Origin of the sequence: Rhizobium sp. NFR07, from assembly GCF_900111905.1 — a bacterium.
In the GTDB taxonomy this organism is placed as follows: Bacteria; Pseudomonadota; Alphaproteobacteria; order Rhizobiales; family Rhizobiaceae; genus Neorhizobium.
Window position 1 is genome coordinate 436,556 of sequence record NZ_FOKM01000002.1, and the last position, 16,151, is coordinate 452,706.

General features: G+C 61.6%; 17 protein-coding genes. 2 read left to right on the top strand and 15 right to left on the bottom strand.

The window, feature by feature from the left end:
- The 12 genes from BM216_RS05690 to BM216_RS05745 form a co-directional block, all read right to left on the bottom strand.
- Positions 1-639: a 5'-methylthioadenosine/S-adenosylhomocysteine nucleosidase gene (locus BM216_RS05690; RefSeq protein ID WP_092996280.1), complete on the bottom strand. Its 639-nt coding sequence runs from the start codon at positions 637-639 to the stop codon at positions 1-3.
- Positions 636-1,085 (bottom strand): PaaI family thioesterase, encoded by a 450-nt coding sequence (locus BM216_RS05695; RefSeq protein WP_092996283.1) that lies wholly within the window; start codon positions 1,083-1,085, stop codon positions 636-638. Before BM216_RS05695 ends, BM216_RS05690 begins: the two co-directional genes overlap by 4 nt.
- 71 nt (positions 1,086-1,156) lie before the next feature.
- Complete coding sequence (locus BM216_RS05700; RefSeq protein WP_092996286.1) at positions 1,157-1,615, bottom strand: TspO/MBR family protein; 459 nt, start codon at positions 1,613-1,615, stop codon at positions 1,157-1,159.
- Positions 1,616-1,653: 38 nt separating this feature from the next.
- Positions 1,654-2,739 carry a DUF1513 domain-containing protein gene (locus BM216_RS05705; protein ID WP_092996289.1) on the bottom strand — a complete coding sequence of 362 codons (1,086 nt, stop codon included), beginning with the start codon at positions 2,737-2,739 and terminating at the stop codon, positions 1,654-1,656.
- Between the two features lie 4 nt (positions 2,740-2,743).
- A complete protein-coding gene (locus tag BM216_RS05710; RefSeq protein ID WP_092996292.1) occupies positions 2,744-3,856 on the bottom strand; it encodes an imelysin family protein in 1,113 nt (370 codons plus the stop codon).
- Positions 3,856-5,391, bottom strand: a complete 1,536-nt coding sequence (locus BM216_RS05715; RefSeq protein ID WP_092996295.1) for a di-heme oxidoreductase family protein — start codon at positions 5,389-5,391, stop codon at positions 3,856-3,858. Before BM216_RS05715 ends, BM216_RS05710 begins: the two co-directional genes overlap by 1 nt.
- A gap of 372 nt (positions 5,392-5,763) precedes the next feature.
- Positions 5,764-7,041, bottom strand: a complete 1,278-nt coding sequence (locus BM216_RS05720) for an imelysin family protein (protein ID WP_092996298.1) — start codon at positions 7,039-7,041, stop codon at positions 5,764-5,766.
- Between the two features lie 127 nt (positions 7,042-7,168).
- Positions 7,169-8,458 carry an RsmB/NOP family class I SAM-dependent RNA methyltransferase gene (locus tag BM216_RS05725; RefSeq protein ID WP_092996301.1) on the bottom strand — a complete coding sequence of 430 codons (1,290 nt, stop codon included), beginning with the start codon at positions 8,456-8,458 and terminating at the stop codon, positions 7,169-7,171.
- 84 nt (positions 8,459-8,542) lie between these two features.
- The gene (locus BM216_RS05730; protein ID WP_092996303.1) at positions 8,543-8,953 is read right to left on the bottom strand and encodes a septal ring lytic transglycosylase RlpA family protein; all 411 of its coding nucleotides are present in this window, start codon (positions 8,951-8,953) and stop codon (positions 8,543-8,545) included.
- 381 nt (positions 8,954-9,334) lie between these two features.
- Positions 9,335-10,261: an SDR family oxidoreductase gene (locus BM216_RS05735; protein WP_092996306.1), complete on the bottom strand. Its 927-nt coding sequence runs from the start codon at positions 10,259-10,261 to the stop codon at positions 9,335-9,337.
- Positions 10,261-11,436, bottom strand: coding sequence for a tRNA epoxyqueuosine(34) reductase QueG (gene queG, locus BM216_RS05740; protein ID WP_092996309.1), 1,176 nt, complete (start codon positions 11,434-11,436; stop codon positions 10,261-10,263). The genes BM216_RS05735 and queG overlap by 1 nt, the downstream gene beginning before the upstream one ends.
- Positions 11,417-12,109 (bottom strand): glutathione S-transferase family protein, encoded by a 693-nt coding sequence (locus tag BM216_RS05745; RefSeq protein WP_092996312.1) that lies wholly within the window; start codon positions 12,107-12,109, stop codon positions 11,417-11,419. The genes queG and BM216_RS05745 overlap by 20 nt, the downstream gene beginning before the upstream one ends.
- Positions 12,110-12,292: 183 nt before the next feature.
- Between BM216_RS05745 and BM216_RS05750 the strand changes: the two genes are divergently transcribed.
- Positions 12,293-13,096 carry an undecaprenyl-diphosphate phosphatase gene (locus tag BM216_RS05750; RefSeq protein ID WP_092996315.1) on the top strand — a complete coding sequence of 268 codons (804 nt, stop codon included), beginning with the start codon at positions 12,293-12,295 and terminating at the stop codon, positions 13,094-13,096.
- Between the two features lie 62 nt (positions 13,097-13,158).
- Here the strand turns inward: BM216_RS05750 and BM216_RS33975 are convergent, their stop codons facing one another.
- The 3 genes from BM216_RS33975 to BM216_RS05765 all read right to left on the bottom strand — a co-directional run bounded on the left by BM216_RS33975 (position 13,159) and on the right by BM216_RS05765 (position 15,020).
- Positions 13,159-13,311 (bottom strand): hypothetical protein, encoded by a 153-nt coding sequence (locus tag BM216_RS33975; protein WP_092996318.1) that lies wholly within the window; start codon positions 13,309-13,311, stop codon positions 13,159-13,161.
- 234 nt (positions 13,312-13,545) lie between these two features.
- The gene (locus BM216_RS05760; RefSeq protein ID WP_092996321.1) at positions 13,546-14,526 is read right to left on the bottom strand and encodes a complex I NDUFA9 subunit family protein; all 981 of its coding nucleotides are present in this window, start codon (positions 14,524-14,526) and stop codon (positions 13,546-13,548) included.
- 206 nt (positions 14,527-14,732) lie between these two features.
- Complete coding sequence (locus BM216_RS05765) at positions 14,733-15,020, bottom strand: DUF1330 domain-containing protein (RefSeq protein WP_092996324.1); 288 nt, start codon at positions 15,018-15,020, stop codon at positions 14,733-14,735.
- A gap of 60 nt (positions 15,021-15,080) precedes the next feature.
- Between BM216_RS05765 and BM216_RS05770 the strand changes: the two genes are divergently transcribed.
- Positions 15,081-16,139: a right-handed parallel beta-helix repeat-containing protein gene (locus BM216_RS05770; RefSeq protein WP_092996326.1), complete on the top strand. Its 1,059-nt coding sequence runs from the start codon at positions 15,081-15,083 to the stop codon at positions 16,137-16,139.
- Positions 16,140-16,151 lie beyond the last annotated feature (12 nt).

Here is a 16,151-nt window from a genome sequence, read left to right on the forward strand (position 1 = left end):
TCAGAGGCCCAAATCGCCGCTTTCAAGGGACTTCTCGAGTCGATCGACCACGTCGGCCAGCTTCTCGTCGATGACATGGAGATATTCGGTCCAGTTCTCGACGTGCTTCAGTTCCTCTTTGCCGTCGGAAATGCCGCGCAGGCCGATCAGTGGAATGCCGAACAGCTGGCAGCAGCGCATCACGGCAAAGGTTTCCATGTCGACCATATCGGCTTCGACGAGATCATAGGCGGCGCCCGAGACGATATTGCCGCCAGTCGACAAGGATGCTTGCGGCACGCCGGGGATGGTGAAGGGCAGGGGCATAACGGCCGGGTGATCGAGGAAGGGCGTGCGGCCCTTCTCGAACCCGAGCGGCGAGGCATCCATGTCGCGATAGGCAACCGAGGCGACCTGGTAGACTTCGGTCTGCTCCAGGCTGCGCGAGCCTGCCGAACCGAGCGACACGACGAGATCCGGCATGCGGCTTGTTCCCTGCAGCTTGGTCAGCGCATGCGAGAGAACGATTGCGGCCTCCACCGGGCCGACGCCGGTCATCAGCGGCGTGATACGTGATTTGAGATGCGGGCCATATTCGGCATCGACGGCCATGACGAACAGCACTGAACGTTCGCCCATCTGCTTCAGTTCGAAGCTCATTCGACCACGTCCTGTCGGTTGCGGATGACCATCATCGACGAGGTCATCGAGGCGATCAGCTTGGCCGGTCCGTCGCCGACCGCATAGCCGCGTCCATCCGCGACGATGATGGTCGAGCCAGGCTTGGTGATCTCTCCGCGAAACAGGAAGCGCTCGCCGCGACCGGGCGACATAAGGTTCACCTTGAACTCGATCGTCAGGATCGAGACATCAGGCGCGATCACCGTATAGGCGGAATAGGTGCAGGCCGTTTCGAGTGCCGCGGAAATCACGCCGGAATGCAGGAACCCGTGCTGCTGGGTGAGCTTAGGGTCGAAGGGAAGTTCGATCTCCACCATACCCTGCTGGATGCGACTGATTTCAGCGCCGAGCATCCCCATCGCATTCTGGTTCTGGAAGCTCCGGCGGATGCGTTCGTCAAAATCGCCCGGATCGATAATCGTCATGGCCTGCCCTTGTTCGGTGCCGAAAGTGGCATGGCACCGCGCGATGGGCAAGCGGCGGCGGATGACATTTGTCAGTTGAGCATGACGATCGAAAGATTGAGCATGGTCGCGAAGGCGACCCACAGCGCATAAGGCACAAACAGCAGCGCCGCCTTCCGGTCCGGCTGCCAGCTTATGGCGATGAAGACGAGAATGGAGGCAAGCAGCGGCACGATGACGAGAAGGCCGAGTATCGGCATCTGCAGGCCGAAGAAGCTCGGCGACCAGAGAAGATTGAGGATCGCCTGTATGCCGAAGACGAAAAGACGGCGGTTGCGGCCGCTATCCTCGTCGAACCAGGTTTCGGCGAGTGCCAAGCCGATCAGGATATAGATCCCGGCCCATACGGGAGCGAAGAGCCAGTCCGGCGGGTTGAAGGACGGCTTTGTCAGGGCCTGGTACCATTCACCCGGGGTATTGGCGAGGCCGCTGAGCGCACCGATGGCGACGCATGCGACAACGAAGAAAATCGCACTGAGAACCTTACGCATGCCGTGTGACTTAAGGCGCTACGCAACCTGAGTAAAGGTCATTTTAGTGAAATGATATGTTGATCCCAGGCGACGTCGCTGCGGATACCGCTGAACCGCCCGTCATAGGAAGAGACGGCGATGCCGTGGGGACCCGCCGCCACGCCGGCCGCCTCGCGCACCGTTTCCTCTTTCAGCACCAGCCCCGACTTCGCATCGAGCGTGACGGAAGCACCGCCGATCGGCGACGTAAGGCCGACAATGTTCTCACGCCGGTTGACGGCGATCGCCCCGACATAGTTCGCCAGCCGCGCCGTGGTTTCCTTCGGCAGCGAGAGGAGCGCGATATCCTCACCCTTGGAAAACCAGCCGGCGAGCGGCGGCGCCTCGTTGCGCGCGCCTTCCCACTGACAGGCGAACCAGACGCGGCCGTTTTCGGCAATGTCGAGATGGCGGGTCGAAAGCTGGCGCAGCGAGGCGGGGAGCGTGTGTTTCTGGATCAGCACTCCGCTTTTCGCGTCGAGCATGACGAGCGATGGATCCATGTGGTCGAGATTGAGCTTGGTGCGGCCGAAATCCGGATGGGTCTCGATGCCGCCATTGGCTATGACGAGCAGCGAGCCGTCATCCGAGACGGTCATGTCGTGGGTGCCGATGCCGTGGGCCTCGAAATCGCCGATCCGGCGGAACCGGTCGCGTGCATCGTAGAGCCCGATCATGCCGCGATTGCCGTCGAAATCATTCTCGCTGGCATAGAGCGTCGCGCCGTCAGGCGAGAAGTGACCGTGGCCGTAAAAATGCCGGCCCTCCGGCGCGGTGATCATCACGGGCTCGGCCTGTCGCGACGGATCGAAAACCATGGCAAACGTGCCGGGGCGCCTTGCGAAAGCCACCGCACGGCCGGTGGCGGCGCTATAGGCCATGCCATGGGCGCGGGCAGGCAGGGCGAAGCGGTCGATGATCTCGCCGCGCTCGGAGACGGTGGCGATGCCGAAAGACCCATCGGCGGCCCGAAACCCGGACGCATAAACGGCGTCGGCGCGCTCCAGCGCAATGAGCTGGCCGGGCGCGAGCGTAGCGGCAAAGCCGATGCCGGCGGCTTTCAGGAATGCCCGGCGGTCGATAGCCTCGCCGTTCCAGACCATGGGATCAGTCTCCGTCCGCGAAGGAGAAGCCGGAGGAAAGGCCGATCGCGCCGCCATAACCGTCGTTCAGCTTGGAGATCACATCCTTGCCGTCGGCCAGCAGCGTATCGAGATTCTTGCGCTCGCCTTCATCCGCCACGGCCTTTTCCAGATCCGGTGTGATCTCGGTCGTAAGCTTCGCCATAGCCTTGAACTGAGCCTCGGCGGCCGCAACGACCGGGCGGTCCTTTTCCGGCAGCAGCTCGACCATGCCGGAGGTGACGAGCAGCCCGGACAGCCCGTCGAGATTGGCCTTGACCATCGGCCAGGTGTTTTCCGAACGCCAGAACAGTGCCTGCTTAGGGAATTTCGCCTTGTCGACGCCCTTGTAGAAGGTCTCGATCCGCTGGTCGCGCACGGCCTCCGCGCCATGGACGAGAATGCCGAGCAGGCCGGTGACCGCCTCGCCACCGGTGCGGAAGACAGGATTGTCCGGGCCGGGCTCTTCCCAGGCCTTCTGGATGCCGTCGGGCGCGTCCCAGATGCCGGCGACTTCCGCGGCGACACTGCCGACATTCTGCACCACGGCGGCGCTGTAACGGCAACGGAAGTCATTTCCGGAAGAAAGCGTATCCGAGCCCGTACCGAACAGGAGATATTCGAGTGCACCGAGGCCCTGCGTCGCGACGCTCTTGGTGGCGAGCGTCTTCGGATCCGTTGCAGTCTCGTCGGATTTGGCAAGCACCGCCTGCACCTGTTTCAGCCCCGTGCTCTTGCGGTCGGGATAGAAGAGGATGCGCTCGAACCGGTTCTGCTCGATGATCGGGCCGGTGCGAACGATCTCGATATGCGCCCAGGTCGCTGCAAGCTTGCCGAAGCCGGTCTTCGCCGCATCGTAATTGGCCTTAGATGGCGCGTCGCAGAGCGTCTTCATCGTCGCGGCCATGTCTTCCGCGGACTTTTGCAGGGCGTCATAGCCGGGCCGGATGTAGCCGTCGACCGCAGCCGTCATCACCTTCGTCACGACCGCTTCCGGCAGCTCCACCGCCGGTGTCGGATCGGCCTCCTGTGCCTGAACGCTGTGGGCGAAGGCTGCGGGAAACAGCGCGATCAGGCCGGCGGCGAGGATTTTGCGCATCAGAGAGACTCCAGGAAGGTGAGAAGGGCCGCGCGATCATCCTTCGCCATGGCCGCGAAGGCGTTGCGGGCTTTATCCGCCTCGCCGCCATGCCAGAGGATCGCTTCGGTGAGATTACGGGCACGCCCGTCATGCAGGAAGAAGGTGTGGTTGTTGACGGTCTTGGTGAGGCCGATGCCCCAGAGCGGCTGGGTGCGCCATTCCTGCCCGGTGGCCACGCCCACCTGCTGCCCGTCGGCGAGGCCTTCGCCCATGTCATGCAGCAGGAAGTCCGAATAGGGCCAGATCAGCTGGAAGGCATGCGCCTTGTTGCCGGCATCGCGGCGGGTAACGAATTTCGGTGTGTGACAGCCGGTGCAGCCGGCCGTGTAGAATATTTCCTTGCCCTTCAGCACGGTCGGGTCGTCGATGTCACGGCGGGCCGGCACGGCAAGGTTTTCCGAATAGAAGGTGACGAGCGGCAAAACAGGATCCGGTGCCTCGACAGGGCCGAGCCGCTCCTGCACGCCGGTCGGCATGGCCAGACAGTCGGCTTGCGCCTTGGTGCAGTCGCCGTGGGAAAACGGATCGTCGGGCGTCGATATGCCGATGTCGCCGGCAAAGGCCGAGGAGGTCTGGTCGCGGATCGAGGCATTCTGCGCCTTGAAGCCGAAGCGGCCGAGTTTTACCTCGCCGCTCAGGTGATCGCGCACGAATGCCGGCTTGCCGGAAATGCCGTCACCGTCCTTGTCCTCCGGGTCGGCCTTGGCGAGGATGTCTGCCGGATGGATCGCCTGGATCAGCCCCATGCCGAGCATCGGTGGCGCGATGCGCGGCGACAGCGTCACGTCGCCTTCCAGCGGGCCATAGCCGAGATTGGCGACGGAATAGGTTGGCTTACGGAGATTGACCGTTTCTCCGCCAGAAAGCGTTACTGAGGTTTCCTCATAGGAAATCTCCAACTTGCCTTCGGACTTGAGACCCGGCACGGCGAGATCCTGCAGCTGCTCGCCATAGACGGCATCGGGGAAATTGATCTTGCGATAGTCGGCGACGGCCTCGCGCTCCTCGTCGGTTCGGGCAGGGCGGGCAAGCCGCAGGAACATCGAGGTCGCGTCAGCAGTGCCTTCCGGTGGATGGCCGCGACCATCCTTCAGATGACAGCTCTGACAGGCGCGCGCATTGAACAGCGGCCCGAGCCCGTCCGAGGCCTGGGTGGAGGAGGGGGCTGACACCCAGAGCTTCGTGAACAGCGCATTGCCGAGCTTGAAATTCTGCTCTTCCTCGAAGGTGATGTTGGGCGAGAAATGCGAGAACGCGTCGCCATTGACGATCGCCTTCGTCGTCGCTGCACCACCGGACATGGTCTCGAACTGTTCGGCCCTGGAAAAATCCGTCGTCGGCTTCGTCACGCGCTCGACGCGTTTCAGGTCCTTCGGGTTGAGATCGGTGCGGGCCTGCGGCGAAAGGCTGTCGCTGCCGGTGGCGATCAGCGGCAGGAGGACGAGGGTGCCGGAGAGGAGCGGCAGGAAGATACGGAGGCCGGCGGGTTTCATGGTCCCATCTCCGCCTTGGCGTAGTCGGCGTCACGTCGAAAGGCGCGGAGCATGCTGAATGATCTCCCCCCTTGTGGGGGAGATGTCACGAGAGTGACAGAGGGGGGTAGCGCCGCGAACTCAACGAGAGAGGAGTGCCTGGAAACACCCCCCTCTGCCCTGCCGGGCATCTCCCCCACAAGGGGGGAGATCGGCAAGAGGCGCTCTCCCCAATTCACAAACGATAGCCCGCGAGGCTTGTACCCACAGATCACCCGCCCACCGCCCGGAAATTCCAGGCGGCGAGGGAGATACGCGTTAAGCCCCTCCCCCTTGTGGGGAGGGGTTGGGGAGGGGTTCTTTTTCATCTCGGAGGGCGTCAGCCGCCTTCAATCACTGAAACACAGCGTCGGGATTGTCGAGGCTGTCGGAACCTTCGAGCTCGATCTTGCCGAGATCCAGCGATGCGATGACGCGCTCGATGGTCTTGGTCTGGTCGATCAGCCCGTCGATCGCCTTCTGCACGACCTCGTTGCCCTTCACATTGTTCTCGCCGATCATCTGGTCATAGGCCTCGACCTTCTGGGCGCGGTCCTTCATCACGGTCATGGCGGTCAGCGTCGTGTCGAGCTTGCCCTTCATCTCGGTATCGAGGGCCTTGTCCTTGGCGGTGACGAGATCGGACAGCGACGGGCCGGTCATCTTGGTGCCGTCGGGACGGGTATACTGGCCGGTATAGGCGGACCTGATGCCGATCGCGTCGTTGAGATGCGAGGCATAGGTGTTGTCGGAGAAGCAATCATGCTCCTCTTCCGGATCATGCAGCAGAAGCCCGAGCTTCATGCGCTCGCCGGCAAGTTCGCCATAGGAGAGCGAACCCATGCCGGTCAGGATGGCGGTCAGGCCGGCCTTCGGATCGGCTTCGACATTCTTCGTCGCGTCGCCATCCGGTGCCCAAGCGGTTACCATGTCCTTGAGATCGGAGATCAGAAGGGTGGACGCGGCCTTGAGATAGGCGGCGCGGCGGTCGCAATTGCCGCCGGTGCATTTCGCCTTGTCGTAATCCGTAAAGGGGCGGTCGCCGGCGCCGGCTTCCGTTCCGTGCAGATCCTGGCCCCAGAGCAGGAATTCGATGGCGTGATAACCGGTCGCGACATTGGCCTCGATCTCGCCGGCCTCGTTGAGGCTGCGGATCGTCTCCGGCGTGATCTCGGTCAGGTCTATCGCCTCACCGTTAATCTCGATCTTCGGATTGGCGATAACATTGGCGGTATAAAGAGCGTTCTCATCGCTCTCGGTGCCATAGGAGGCATCGACATAGTCGATCAGGCCTTCGTCCAGCGGCCAGGCATTCACCTTGCCTTCCCACTCGTCGACGATCGGGTTGCCGAAACGGTAGACTTCCGACTGCTGGTAGGGCACGCGGGCGGCGATCCAGGCAGCCTTCGCAGCCTTCAGTGACTTTTCGCTCGGCGTTGCGATCAGCGCGTCGATCGCCTTGTCGAGTTTCTCCGCCGTCGTCAGCGAATCCTCGTATTTCGCATGCGCCAGCTCGGCATAATGTTTCAGCACGGCCTGTGGCGTCGTCTCTGCGCGGGCTGGAAGTGCGGTAAAGGCCGTCGAAGCGGCAAAGAGCGCCAATGCGGCGCCGACCAGAGTTTTGCGGGTCATGTCCCTCTCCTTCGCAGCGTCGATCCCACGACGCCGCCAGAGAGATGTCTTTGCGCGAAACAAAACTAGTGTCAAATGTTCTAGTTTAGAACGATTTGAAGCTCTGGTTGATCGGCAATCCGAAAAATCAAACCGTGCGTTGCATGCGGCAGAAAAAGAATCCGTCCGTATCGGTACTTGCGGGCGTCAGGGTAACAGTGCCTGCAGCCGTCGCGCGTGGAGAGGCTACATCCTTGCCGAAGATTTTCTGCCAGTCCGAGGCTGCAGATGTGATCGAGAAGCCCGGATTGTCGGCACAGAAGCGTTCCACCTGGCGGTCGTTCTCTTCCGGCAGCACCGAACAGGTGACGTAGAGCAGGTGACCGCCGGGCTTGACGAAGCGGGACGCCTCCGTCAGCGCGTCCTGCTGCTGCGCGATGCGTTCGTCGAGGTTTTTCTGAGTCAGCCGCCACTTGGTATCCGGGCGACGGCGCCAGGTGCCGGTGCCGGTGCAGGGCGCGTCGACCAGAACCGCGTCGAGCTTCTCCTTCAGGGCATCGAGCTGGCGCGGGTCGTCATGGACCTGGACATTGCGGGTGCCGGCGCGGCGCAGACGCTCGATGATCGGCGCCAGACGCTTGCGGTCGGCGTCATAGGCGTGAACCTGGCCCTTGTTGTTCATCGCGGCCGACATGGCGAGCGTCTTGCCGCCACCGCCGGCGCAGAAATCCAGAACCTGATCGTGTTCGCCCGGCTGCACCAGATCGGCCACGATCTGCGAGCCTTCGTCCTGTACCTCGAACCAGCCCTTCTGGAAGGACAGTTCGGCCGTTACGTTGGGCAGTCGCGAAGGGCCTTCACCGGCGGCGACACGAATGCCGTTCCGGGCAATCTTTGCCGGCTTGGCGCCGGCGCGTTCCAGCGCCTTCACCACCTTGTCGCGATTGGCCTTCAGCGTGTTGGCGCGCAGATCGAGCGTCGGGCGATCGGCAAGCGCCTTCGCCTCTGCCAGCCAGTCGTCGCCGAAATTGGCTTCGAACGAGGCCTGCACCCAATCCGGAATGTCGCCCTGGACATGCAGCGGCGCGTCTTCGAGATTGCGGCTGGAAAAGGCGGCGAGATTGGCATCGGTCAAGGCCGGCGGCGCAAACTTGTCGTCGGCGAACTCCGCGTCGAGCGCGTCCTTCGAGAAACCCCATTGCCGCAGGAGAACCGCATAGGCGAGAGCCGTCGCGCTGTCGTCATCCATCAGCCATGCATGGGAAAGCCGCATGCGCAACGCGTCGTAGACGATGTTGCCGATGGCCGCCCGGTCGCCGGAACCGGCGAAACGATGGGAAAGGCCCCAGTCCTTCAGTGCATCCGCCACCGGGCGTTTGCGCGCTTCGATATCCGCCAGAACTTCAATCGCTCCGGCTACTCGCCCGCCCAGTCGCATGTCACTCTCCGTCTCGGTTGAACCCGTATGGAGCGGGTCGTAACCGCGATCGGGCAGAAGGGCAAGAGCAGAGGCGAACTTGCCTTAGCCGTCGACCTTCTTCAGGCCCTTGCCGGCGATCTTCTGGCCGCCTGCATCGACGATCTGGAAACAGACCTGTGCGGTGCCGGAAGAAACCATGCCGATATTGGCGGCGGCAGCCTTGGAAACGTCGATGACGCGTCCACGGATGAAGGGGCCACGATCGTTGATGCGTACGATGACGCTTTTGCCGTTGCGCTTGTTTGTCACCAGAACCTTGGTGCCGAAAGGCAGCGAGCGGTGGGCAGCGGTCAGCTTGGCCGGATTCATTCTCTCACCAGAAGCGGTCTTGGAGGTGAGAGCGTACCAGGATGCGTGTCCGCACCCGGGCGCAGCATTGGCCTGCGCGGAGCCGAGAAGTGCAAAAGCAGCAATGGCGGCCGCGGCGGCAGTCGAGCGTCGAATTTTTTTCACGTCGGTCGTCCCCGTCGAAATGTCCCTGCACGTTGCGTGCACTTGGCTTAGGCGAGGCGAAAAATGGCGAAAAAGTGGGATTCTTTATCACGGAATGTTAATGACAGTAACATTCGTGATTAGATTGCTATCGATGTTTTTAACGAGCCGGCTAACCGATATTGGAATAAAACCTTAGGAATCAGTCAGTAAGAGAAAATCAGTTTCAGCTGAATCACGCGCAGCCATTCGTTCACAAAAATGGACGAAAAAAATTTGTCGCCGGACGAGGCTTTCTGCCTAAATTGGACAATTTCTGAGGCGGAAAGCCTCACTTATTAAGAAATATTAACCTGAAGATGGCCTCGGGATGGAAATTTCAACCGTTTCAAAGGGAGAGTTTCAGCCCCGCCAGACGTCGTCCGACCACATCTGGGCGAGCGATTTCCGGTAATTCGGGAAACGGAATTCGAAGCCCAGCGCCCGCATCTTTTCATTCGAGACACGCTTATTGGCGCCATAGAAGGAGCGCGCCATCGGCGTCATCTCGGCGGTGTCGAAATCGAGTTCCGGCGGCGGCTCGACGCCCATCAGGCGGGCGGCTTCGACGATGACGTCCTGGGGCGGACAGGGCTCGTCGTCGGTGACATTATATATGCCGTCGAGTTTCCGCTGTGCGAGGAACAGGGTGGCCGCGCCGATATCCTCGACACGGATGCGGTTGAACACCTGATCTCTCTTTATGATACGGCGCGCCGTGCCACGGTCGAGATTGACAAAGGCATTGCGGCCCGGACCATAGATGCCGGAAAGGCGAAGCGCCGCAACCGGCACGCCGGCGGCGCGACCTTGCTCTGCCCATGCCTCTTCGGTGTCGACCCTCTCAATCGACCGACCGAGGATCGGGCTGCCGGGCGTTTCCTCCGTCACCCAACCGCCGCCATGATCGCCATAGACGCCGACGGTCGACAGGTATCCGATCCATTGGAGCTTCGGGCAGATGGCCTTTAGCTGCCCCGAAAGGAGTTTTAGCAACGGGTCGCCATCCTGGTCGCCTGCTGGCGTTTTGGAGGCCGGGTGAGAGAGCTTCTGGCTCTTCACCTTCGTCGGCGGTATCGACTGGACGAGATGGGTGACATCTTTCAGCGCGGCCGTCAGGTCGTCGCCGAAACTGCTGCCGTCGAAGATAAGCGGCTTTATATCATGGGCGGCGAGAGCCTCGGCGCTCTCCGGGCTGCGCACCGTGCCGGAGACGGAAAAACCGTCTGCCGCGAAAGTCTTCGCGATCGCCTTGCCCGAATAACCGCATCCGAAGATCATCACCGTCATCAGTCCACTCCTGCCATCTGCCACTCGCGCCGAACCTCGGCATCGTCTTCCGTGCTTCGCGCCAGCGCAAAGTTGGCGAAAGCATCGTCGTCCATCAGCCGCCTCAATGCCCATATGGCCATTCCGCGCACGACGGGCGAGGGATCGCCGGCCAGGACGCGACATTGCGGTATGAACTGCGTATCGGCGGAGTTGCCGGCCGCGATCAGCACGTTGCGCACGAATCTGTCACGCCCGATGCGTTTCACCGGCGAACCGGAAAAGAAGCTGCGGAAAGCCGGATCGTCCAGCGTCAGCAGAAATTCGATCGATGGCTCCTTCATGTCCTCGCGGGCCTTGAGCTTCATCTCGGACGAGCTCGCCGCGAACTTGTTCCACGGACAGGCGGAAAGGCAATCGTCGCAGCCATAGATGCGGTTGCCGATCAGCGGCCGGAATTCCAGGTCGATCGGCCCCTTGTGCTCGATCGTCAGGTAGGAAATGCAGCGACGCGCGTCGAGCCGGTAAGGTGCCGGAAAGGCGGCTGTCGGGCAGGCGTCGAGACAGGCGCGACAGGAGCCGCAATGATCTTTCTCGGGCTCATCGATCAGAAGATCGGCCGTGGTGAACATGCTGCCGAGAAAGAGCCAGGAGCCGTGGGTGCGGCTGACGAGATTGGTATGCTTGCCCTGCCAGCCGAGCCCGGCAGCTTCCGCCAGCGGCTTTTCCATCACCGGCGCGGTGTCGACGAAGACCTTGACGTCCTCGCCGGCGCGGGCGGCAAAGCGCGTGGCGATCTCCTTCAATCGTCCCTTGATGACGTCGTGATAGTCGCGATTGCGGGCATAGACGGAGATTGCAGCCTTGTCCGTCATCGACTGGAGATAGCGCGGGTCTTCGTCCGGCCCGTAATTAAGGCCGAACATCACGATCGAGCGCACGTCGCTCCACAGCACTTTCGGATCGGCCCGGCGCTCCTGTGTTTCCGCCATCCACTCCATCGTGCCGTGATGGCTGTCGTCGAGAAACACGCCGAGCCTTTCCGGCGCGCGCGGAATGCTGTCGGGCAGGGTGATGCGACAGAGATCGAAACCCTGCGCCGATGCTTCTTCGCGGATGAAGGCGGTCAGCTTCTGCCGCCGGCGAAGCGCCTTGTCGTCGACAGGTGTTGCGGGGCTAGAAATCGAGGTCCGCATAATGGGAGACCGGGGTGACGCCGCGAATGCGCTCCGCGAGCATGGGGCGGAAGGAAGGCCGCGACTTCAGTCGCTGGTACCAGTCCTTGGCGATGGGAAATTCCGACCACTCGATCTCGCCGAGATAGTCGAGGACCGAAATCGAGGCGGCTGCCGCAAGATCGGCATAGCTCAACCGCTCGCCGGCAAGCCATTGGCGAGAGCCGGCAAGCCAGGAGAGATACTTCATGTGCTGGCGGATATTGGCGCGCGAGGTGCGCAGCACCTTGGAATCCGGCGCGCCGCCGCCCTGTGCCGCGGTCATCTGCAGCTTGTAGACCCGCTCGCGGGTGAGCGGCCGGGTGACATCCTGCTCCATCTTCTGCAGGAACCATTCGGTCAGTCGACGGATTTCGGCGCGCTGCCATGGGTCTTCGGCGAGCAGCCGACGATCACGCTTCAGCACGCCATGGGTCTCGTCGAGAAATTCCAGAAGGACGGATGGGCCGCAGAGAACCCGCATGGTGTCGTCGACATAGACCGGAAGCGTCGCCGCCGGATTGAGGCTGAGGAACTCGCGACGCTTTTCCCAGGGCTGTTCCTCGACCAATTCCGCCTGGAATCCATATTCCGCCAAAATCAGGCGTACAAATCGCGAGGCGGACGACATGGGGTGATGATATAGGGTGGGCATCGGGGCTTAAGCTTCGGTCGAATTGTAAAGGAGTGACATGGCTGCGTCGCGCGCCCGCCTGACATATGTCAGCTATATGGATTTGGTAGGGCCAACACAAGCAAGGGGTCGTAATCTCCCAAGCCTGCATTTCCCAAGTCTGCTGCAAACTGCCGTTATTTTCTCAGCAAAGGATTAAGAAGAGTGGATCAACCGATCATCAGCGCCCTCGTGCTTGGCATCATCGAGGGGCTCACGGAATTCTTGCCCGTCTCCTCGACCGCGCATGTTCTCCTCGCCGGTCATTTTCTCGGCTTCAATTCCCCGGGTAACACTTTCGCCGTGTTGATCCAGCTTGGCGCCATCCTGGCAATCCTTCTTGTCTATGCCCAGAAGCTCATCTCGATAGCCCTGACGATCCCGACGAGTGCCGAGTCGCGCCGTTTCGTTCTCGTCATTCTCGCGGGCTTTCTGCCGGCGGCAATCATCGGCGCGCTGGCCCATGACTTCATTAAGACGGTCCTGTTCGAGACGCCGATCCTGATCTGCGTCATGCTGATCGTCGGCGGTTTCATCCTGCTCGCCGTCGACCGGATGAAGCTCGAGCCGAAATACCATGACGTGATGGAGTATCCGTTGTCGCTTGCCATCAAGATTGGGTTCTGCCAGTGCGTGGCGATGATCCCGGGCACGTCCCGTTCCGGCGCCACCATCGTCGGTGCGCTTCTGCTCGGCGCCGACAAGCGTTCCGCAGCCGAGTTCTCCTTCTTCCTCGCCATGCCGACCATGGTCGGTGCCTTCACGCTCGATCTGGTCAAGAACCGCGATCTTCTGACCTTCGACGATGGCGCGCTCATCGCTGTCGGCTTCGTCGCGTCTTTCGTGACTGCGATCTTCGTCGTCCGTTCGCTCTTGAATTTCGTGTCGAGCCGCGGTTACGCGCCCTTCGCCTACTGGCGCATCATCGTTGGCGCGATCGGTCTGGTCGCCCTGCTCGCGGGCGCCTGATATCCGTTGGAACGGATACTCGAAGACAAAGAAAAAGGCGGCTGAAAGGCCGCCTTACATTTTTAGTGGGGGATCGCAGCCGTGCTGCAGGGATCGACACCATAGGCCGGTGCGCAATCCGACTTGCCGCCGGCGGCGGTCTGCGGAGCCATGAACGAGCCTGCCAGAATAACGAGTGCTGCACACGCAAAGAAAAGGGCGATAGGCTTGCCCATGGAGACGCCTTTCGAAACACAATGATTGTCGAGACAAACCAATCTCGTGCGATCGATTTATTGGCCGTCCCGAATGAATTCAATATCGGTTTTTGCTAAACCCGGGGTTAACGCGCAGAGGTGAAAGACTGCGTCCTTTGTGCCACATCGGTGGGGCGGGAAGATGCCTAATCCGCGTGCTTCAAAACCTCCTGCCCAACGGGTGGGCAGGAGTGTCTTCGTTAAAAGCTGTTTTCAGGCAGCCTTGCCGGTGCCGGTAAACTGGCCCTGGGGTCGGAAGCGTACGAGATAGGTGGCGAGGATCGAGCCGGCGATGACCGGGCGGATGCCGAGGCCGGCGAGCGTGCGGCCTTCCTTGGTCGCAGCGTCCGAGACGACATTGTCGGTCTTCAGCATTTCGACCTGGTCAGCGGTGATCGGCGGAACGACGAAAGGGACGAGCGATGCGATGCTGCCGATCATCGAAGCGATGCCGAAGGGGAGGGAGATGAGCGCGCGCTCGCGATTCGTGACGCGCATGACCGTCTCGAGACAGTCCTTGAAGCTCAGCACTTCCGCGCCGCCGAGTTCATAGATCGTGCCGGCCTTGAGCGTACCGTCGACGGAGCGGCCGACGACCTCAGCGACATCCTCGACATAGACCGGCTGCAGCTTGGTCTTTCCGCCGCCGATCAGCGGCAGTGCCGGGAACTGGCGGGCCATGCCGGCGAACTTGTTGAAGAAGTTGTCATCCGGTCCGAAGACGATCGAGGGACGCAGGATCACCGCATCGGGAACCAGCGACAGAACGCTTTCCTCGGCACGGCCCTTGCTGCGTGCATAGGAAGAGCCGGACTTCACATCGGCGCCGATCGCCGAAATATGGGTGAGCTTGGCTCCTGCGTCACGTGCCGATTCCGCCACGGCGCGGGCGCCGAAATCCTGGATGGCGTCGAAGGTGTTGCGGCCGCTTTCGAACAGGATGCCGACGCAGTTGACGACATGTGATGCGCCCCTGACGGCGCGATCGATCGACTGGCGATTGCGCAGGTTGGCCTGTACCAGCGAAATCTGGCCGACATAGCCGGCCGGAAGAAGAAAACCTGCCAGATCGGGACGGCGGACGGCGACGCGCACGCGATAGCCGCGCTTGGCAAGCGTGCGGACGATCTGGCGTCCCACAAAACCGGAGCCTCCGAACACGGTGACGAGCGGCGGAAGGTTATTCACGGTCATGGCATGCTCCGGAGTGGGCCTGTGGCGGGTTGTCGCATCCTATTAGCCGAAACACAGTCCCGCGTGAAGTGTGCGGAAAGTGATTGTGCGTGGCCTGTGGCTGCAATTCAAGGCGCAGGTTATCATAGGGTATATCGCCCGCAACGGTTTGATTCTGCGCAACTGAGAACAATCCGTCATCGAGATCGATGCCGTTGCGAGAGGCGCTAGATGCCTTCGACGACCACCATTTCAGCATCCGCCACTTCCTGGCGGATTTTCGCGGCAATCTGGTATTCCGGCGAATTGTAGCAGTCGACGGCGGCCTGCATGGAAGGGAATTCGATCACCACGTTACGGGTGCGCGCCTTGCCCTCGAGCTCGGTGATCGCGCCGCCTCGGGCGAGAAAATTGGCGCCATATTTCTCGAAGGCGACCTTGGCTGCAGCGACGTAATCCTTGTAGCGCTCCGCATCGCGAACATCGACGCGGGCGATCCAATATCCCTTGGCCATGAAATTTCCTCCTCGACATGACTATCATGGGACATCGGACGAATCGGGGAAGAGGTCAATATGGGACGATACGCATTCGCTTTGGCTGCCGGCATGGTTCTGGCGGCAATGCCGCAAATCGTTGGAGGTGGCTCCAGCGCAAATGCTGCCGCCTGCCCGGCAAATGTGATGGACGCCCTTCGTGCGCCAGCGACCAAGGATTCAAAGCCGGTAGAAATCCGTTGTGACGTCACGCTGAACAAGAGCGACACGATCTCCCAGCGCATCATTTTTTCCGGTAGCCGCGCGTCCGGCGCGATCCTCGACTGCAACGGCGCGATGATCGATGGAAGCGGTTCCAAGGAACGGACGGTTCTGATCCGCTCCCGCAAGGGCGCGGACGGCAGGTGGGACGTGCCGACCGACATCACCATCCGTAATTGCCGGATCAAGGGTGACCTGCGCATCGTCGGCCTCGGCAACAATGGGCAGGCCAAGGAGGTCAAGGTATCGTCCGGCCGCGATGGGCATACGAAACGGGCACAGGCCGCAGCGCCGACGGGCATTCTGCTCGACAGCCTGACCTTTTCCGGCAGCGTCGGCGTCGCACTCTATCTGGCACCGGGCGTAACCGATGTGACGCTGCAGAACTCCACATTCACCGGCAAGGCGAGCTCCACCGTGGTCTATCTCGATGCCGAGTCGGCGCGAAACACCATCATCGGCAACACGTTCGCGGCCCGCCCGGAATGGCGCGAGGTCCTGGCCGTCGACGGCTCGGCCAACAATCGCATCGAAAACAACACCTTCGTCAATCCGCTGAGCGGCGGGATCTATCTCTATCGCAATTGCGGCGAGGGCGGCACCGTTCGTCACCAGTCGCCGCAGGGCAATATCATCAGCGGCAACACGTTCCGGTATGAATTGCCGGTGGCCCGCCCGGCAGTCTGGATCGGCAGCCGCCAGGGTCTGAGCGTCTTCAACAGCTACTGCCTGGTTCAGCCGAAAATGCTGCTCGGCGGGCTCGACCACAATGACGGCGCCAATAACAACACCGTCACAAACAACCGCCTGATCGGCGGTTCGCCAAGCCTGATCGTCGATGAAGGCGGCCGCAACCGCGTGTCCAACAACCGCTAGGCTCGACGGCGC

Excerpts from the sequence above, each read along its gene's own strand:
- BM216_RS05690 (WP_092996280.1), bottom strand. The coding sequence starts at position 639 with ATGAGCTTCGAACTGAAGCAGATGGGCGAACGTTCAGTGCTGTTCGTC.
- BM216_RS05695 (WP_092996283.1), bottom strand. The coding sequence starts at position 1,085 with ATGACGATTATCGATCCGGGCGATTTTGACGAACGCATCCGCCGGAGC.
- BM216_RS05700 (WP_092996286.1), bottom strand. The coding sequence starts at position 1,615 with ATGCGTAAGGTTCTCAGTGCGATTTTCTTCGTTGTCGCATGCGTCGCC.
- BM216_RS05705 (WP_092996289.1), bottom strand. The coding sequence starts at position 2,739 with ATGGTCTGGAACGGCGAGGCTATCGACCGCCGGGCATTCCTGAAAGCC.
- BM216_RS05710 (WP_092996292.1), bottom strand. The coding sequence starts at position 3,856 with ATGCGCAAAATCCTCGCCGCCGGCCTGATCGCGCTGTTTCCCGCAGCC.
- BM216_RS05715 (WP_092996295.1), bottom strand. The coding sequence starts at position 5,391 with ATGAAACCCGCCGGCCTCCGTATCTTCCTGCCGCTCCTCTCCGGCACC.
- BM216_RS05720 (WP_092996298.1), bottom strand. The coding sequence starts at position 7,041 with ATGACCCGCAAAACTCTGGTCGGCGCCGCATTGGCGCTCTTTGCCGCT.
- BM216_RS05725 (WP_092996301.1), bottom strand. The coding sequence starts at position 8,458 with ATGCGACTGGGCGGGCGAGTAGCCGGAGCGATTGAAGTTCTGGCGGAT.
- BM216_RS05735 (WP_092996306.1), bottom strand. The coding sequence starts at position 10,261 with ATGACGGTGATGATCTTCGGATGCGGTTATTCGGGCAAGGCGATCGCG.
- queG (WP_092996309.1), bottom strand. The coding sequence starts at position 11,436 with ATGCGGACCTCGATTTCTAGCCCCGCAACACCTGTCGACGACAAGGCG.
- BM216_RS05745 (WP_092996312.1), bottom strand. The coding sequence starts at position 12,109 with ATGCCCACCCTATATCATCACCCCATGTCGTCCGCCTCGCGATTTGTA.
- BM216_RS33975 (WP_092996318.1), bottom strand. The coding sequence starts at position 13,311 with ATGGGCAAGCCTATCGCCCTTTTCTTTGCGTGTGCAGCACTCGTTATT.
- BM216_RS05760 (WP_092996321.1), bottom strand. The coding sequence starts at position 14,526 with ATGACCGTGAATAACCTTCCGCCGCTCGTCACCGTGTTCGGAGGCTCC.
- BM216_RS05765 (WP_092996324.1), bottom strand. The coding sequence starts at position 15,020 with ATGGCCAAGGGATATTGGATCGCCCGCGTCGATGTTCGCGATGCGGAG.
- BM216_RS05770 (WP_092996326.1), top strand. The coding sequence starts at position 15,081 with ATGGGACGATACGCATTCGCTTTGGCTGCCGGCATGGTTCTGGCGGCA.